Source organism: Mycobacterium sp. (assembly GCF_050701675.1).
In the GTDB taxonomy this organism is placed as follows: Bacteria; Actinomycetota; Actinomycetes; order Mycobacteriales; family Mycobacteriaceae; genus Mycobacterium.
Genome location: NZ_JBOGDD010000121.1, coordinates 1 through 4,207 on the forward strand (window position 1 = coordinate 1; position 4,207 = coordinate 4,207).

At 67.7% G+C, this 4,207-nt stretch carries 4 protein-coding genes; 1 reads left to right on the forward strand and 3 read right to left on the reverse strand.

The features are described 5' to 3' along the window. On the forward strand, positions 1–1,241 hold a 1,241-nt coding region (gcl, locus tag ACRDUX_RS03670), incomplete at its 5' end, for a glyoxylate carboligase (protein WP_526411120.1). 14 nt (positions 1,242–1,255) lie between these two features. Here the strand turns inward: gcl and ACRDUX_RS03675 are convergent. From ACRDUX_RS03675 to ACRDUX_RS03685, 3 genes are all read right to left on the reverse strand, one after another. After that, positions 1,256–2,026, reverse strand: coding sequence for an IclR family transcriptional regulator (locus ACRDUX_RS03675; protein WP_526411122.1), 771 nt, complete (start codon positions 2,024–2,026; stop codon positions 1,256–1,258). A 183-nt stretch (positions 2,027–2,209) separates the two neighbouring features. Next, positions 2,210–3,508 carry a helix-turn-helix domain-containing protein gene (locus ACRDUX_RS03680; protein ID WP_526411124.1) on the reverse strand — a complete coding sequence of 433 codons (1,299 nt, stop codon included), beginning with the start codon at positions 3,506–3,508 and terminating at the stop codon, positions 2,210–2,212. 224 nt (positions 3,509–3,732) lie between these two features. Next, on the reverse strand, positions 3,733–4,095 hold the full coding sequence (locus ACRDUX_RS03685; protein ID WP_526411126.1) for a glycerol dehydratase reactivase beta/small subunit family protein: 363 nt from the start codon (positions 4,093–4,095) through the stop codon (positions 3,733–3,735). Between the last annotated feature and the right edge of the window lie 112 nt (positions 4,096–4,207).

The following is a 4,207-nucleotide window of genomic DNA, read 5'->3' on the forward strand; positions in this document are numbered from 1 at the left end:
AACCAGCGGCGACCCGTGGTCAGGCGGACAAGGCGCTGGACATGCTGATGACGGCCGAGCGGCCGCTCATCGTCGCCGGCGGCGGCATCATCAACGCCGACGCCTCGGATCTGCTGGTCGAGCTGGCCGAGATCCTCGACGTGCCCGTGGTCCCGACCCTGATGGGCTGGGGCACCATCCCCGACGATCACCGGCTGGCGGCCGGCATGGTTGGGCTGCAGACCGCCCATCGGTACGGCAACGCCACCATGCTCGCCTCGGACTTCGTGCTGGGAATCGGCAACCGCTGGGCCAACCGGCACACCGGCGGGCTCGACACCTACCGCAAGGGGCGGCGTTTCGTCCACGTCGACATCGAGCCCACCCAGATCGGTCGCGTCTTCGCCCCTGACCTCGGGATCGTCTCGGACGCCAAGGCCGCACTCGAGCAGTTCGTCGCCGCCGCAAGGGAACGGCAGGCCGCGGGCGCCCTGCCGAAGTGGGGCAGCTGGGTGCAGGAGTGCCAGGAGCGCAAACGGACGATGCACCGCAAGACTCACTTCGACGACGTCCCGATCAAGCCCCAGCGGGTCTATGAGGAAATGAACCGCGTCTTCGGACGCGACGCGCGCTACGTCACGGCGATCGGACTGTCCCAGATCGCAGGTGGACAGTTCCTTCAGGTCTTCAAACCGCGCCACTGGATCAACTGCGGCCAGGCGGGGCCGCTGGGGTGGACGGTGCCTGCCGCTCTCGGCGTGGCCACCGCCGACCCCGAAGCGACCGTGGTCGGGTTGTCCGGTGACTACGACTTCCAGTTCCTCATCGAGGAACTCGCGGTCGGGGCGCAGTTCAACCTGCCCTATGTGCACGTCCTGGTGAACAACTCCTACCTGGGGTTGATCCGGCAGGCGCAGCGCAACTTCGACATGGACTACTGCGTGTCCCTGGCCTTCGACAACATCAACTCCCAAGAGACCGACAGTGACGTCCCCAAGGGATACGGCGTCGATCACCTGCGAGTCGCTGAAGGCTTGGGCTGCAAGGCCATTCAAGTGGTCGAGCCCGATGACATCGGTCCGGCGCTGGCGAGGGCGCAGCGACTCGCCCAAGAGCACAAGGTGCCCGTCGTGGTCGAGATCTTCCTGGAGAAGGTCACCAACATCGCGATGGGCACCGAACTCGACAACGTCGTCGAGTTCAACGATCTCGCCGAATCGCTCTCCGACGCACCGACGGCCGCCACCCTTCTCCTGGACTGAGGGCCGCAGGTGCCCTAGCCCGCCGCTTCCCTCTCGAACTCCGAGGCCAGGTCGCGCGCCACCTGTTTGAGCAGTGGCGTCACCTTCGTCGCCAACTTCAGGGTCAGACGTGACTCGGGTCCGGAGATCGAGATCGCGGTCAACGTGGGCGCGTCCGGCACCGGCACCGCGAAGCACCGCACGCCGATCTCCTGCTCGCCTTCGTCGACGGCGTAACCACGGGATCGACTCAGTTCGATATCGCGCATCAGGGCATCGCTGGTGGTGAGGGTGTTGTCGCTGGAGGCCGGCATGCCTGCGCGCTGGAGCAGCGCCAGCACGGCGTCGTCGGGAAGTTGCATCAGCAGCGCCTTGCCGACCCCGGTTGAGTGCATGTGTACGCGCCGCCCCACCTCGGTGAACATCCGCATGGAATGCGGTGAGGGGACCTGCGCCACGTAGACGGCCATGTCGTTGTCCATGACCGCCATGTTGGCGCTCTCACCGGTGCGCTCGACGAGCTCGATCAGATGCGGGCGCGACCATGCCCCGATCAGCCGTGCCGCACTCTCTCCCAACCGAATCAGCTTGGGGCCCAACGCGTAGTGCCGGTTGGGAAGTTGCCTGACGTATCCCATGTTCAGCAGCGTCCGCACCAGGCGGTGAATGGTCGGCTGCGGCAATTCGGCGCGAGCTGCCAACTCCCCGAACGCAATCGACGGGCCTGCGCTCGCCATGATCTCCAGCAGTTCGAAGGCGCGCTGGACCGATTGAACGCCGCCCTTGATCGGCGCATCCTCCGCCATCAAAGCCCTCCCGATCGTCGGCTGGTCCCCCGGTGGTGATTCCGCTGAGCGACAGACTAGTTTCGTATCACGAAATGCCCTTCAGGGCAAACCAGCAACGGCGCCCTGGACGCGGCGGATCGCGGCCAGGAATCGCCTGCGCGCCAACCGAACCAGTGCAAACGTGGACCAGCGCGGCGGGAGCTAGCCCAGGTCGAAGTCGAGACCGACCAGGTGCCCGTGGGCCTGGGACCGGCTGACCGAGTCGGCGTCAGCGCGGTCGTACAGAAGCCGCCATCCCTCGCGATCATCGCGGCCTTCCGGGGTTTCGAGCCACCGCCGCAGCAGAGCGATACTGCTGCTGGCGAACACGGCGGCACGCAGGCTGGCGCTGAGCTCCGTGCGAAGGCGGCCGATCGCCGGTGAGACCGACTGCGGCAGCAGCGTGCCGACGTAGCTCGCCAGCGCGCGGTTCACGTCTCTGGCCTCCAAGGCGCCGTACACCGCAGCCAGGTCGCTGGTCACGGGTCGCAGCAGCCGGTACGGGCGCGAGCCCACCCATTCGGCGCCGATGACCCGGCGCAACCGCGACATCTCCGCCCGAACCGTAACTACGTCGAGGTCCTTGTCGTCGAGCAGCATCGCAAGGTGATCGGAGGTGAGACCCTCGGGATGCCTGCTCAACAGCACCAATATGTCGGCGTGGCGGCCGGTCAGCGTGATCGTCCGCTGTTGGCCGGCGTCGTCGGTGGTTCGCCAGCGGGCGCGATCGGACCCCAGCGCGCTCAGCTGGGCCTCGCTAGTGGGTTGAGCGTCCCGCGCGAGCTGCTTCAACTGCAACAGGGCCAGATAGTTCTCCACCGCGACGACGGTGGCACGTACGAGCGCCAACGTCTGGAGTGTGGCCACGCGCGTTCCGCCGGTCACGTCGATGGCGCCGAGTACCGCGCCCGTCTCCGGATCGTGCACGGGGACCGCCGTGCAGCTCCACGGCTGCGCCAGCCGGGAATAGTGCTCCGAACTGCGAATCTGCAGCTCGCGGTCAAGGGCGAGGGCCAGACCGGGCGCATTGGTGCCCGCCGCGCGTTCACTCCAATCGGCACCAGGCATGAAGTTCATCGACTCGGCCCGCCGACAGGCCCGACGGTCGCCCTCCACCCACAACAACGTGCCGTTCGCAGAGGCCACCGCCACCATCACGTTGGCATCGACGGCGTCGTCGACGAGCAGTCGGCGAATCACCGGCAGGGCAGGCGCCAAGGGGTGGGCCTCGCGCAGTTGGGCGACGCTACGAGTCACCGCCGACGAGCCCGCTGCGCCCAGTTCGGGATCCACACCGGTGGCGAGACTGCGTTGCCAGCTCTCCGCCACCACGGGGCGCATCGGGGCGGCGCCGAGATAGGAGCCATCCACCTGCCCGGCTACGAACAGGTCGTGCAAGGAGCGCAGCGCGGACGGCGAAAGAAGGCCGGCCCCGCTCCTCGAGGTACTTGGCAAACGCACGGTTCATACTCCTCGCGCGGCCGCTCGGCCGGTGGCACCCTTGCCCCGGGTTCGCACCCGCGCACGCAACGACCAGAGTAGCGGAGTCACCTGCGAGGACGGTCCAGGCGTGTCCGCCCGAGCCGCCGCGGCGACAAGACGCCTGGATGCGGGAACGCCGGGCCACTACCGAGGCAGTCATCCCAAATATGTTGTGTACATTGCAATTACGGCATGCTCGCCGCTCACGGCACCTCCGGTGAGCGCAACGGGATGCCGACCACGATCCGGGCAGCGTCGTGGCCAAGGGTGCGCGCACACTCCCGGTCCGCGGAGCCCGACGTGAAGAGCCCGGACGGGGGTTCGGCGAGCAACTCGTGCTGGACGCACACCCGGCCGCGCACGTCGATGCCGACACCCACGCTCAGCGACGACCGGCTCGCGGCCAACTTCGCGAGCCCGCGCGCGTCATCATCGCCGGTGGGCCGTTCCAGCAAGTAGGGAACGCCCTCTTCCTCGATCCCTGCCAGCACCTCACGCTCGAGGGCGTCCGCACCGCTACTGAGGACGAGAATCGCAGGTTTGTCCGGCTGCCCACCCTCAAGCATCGACGTCCACGACGTTTCGGCCGGTCACGTCGTCGCCACCGCAGGCAGCCGGTTCGGCCGCAGATTGCCCCAACGACGACGCGTACGCCGCGACGAGGCCGGACGCCACGGC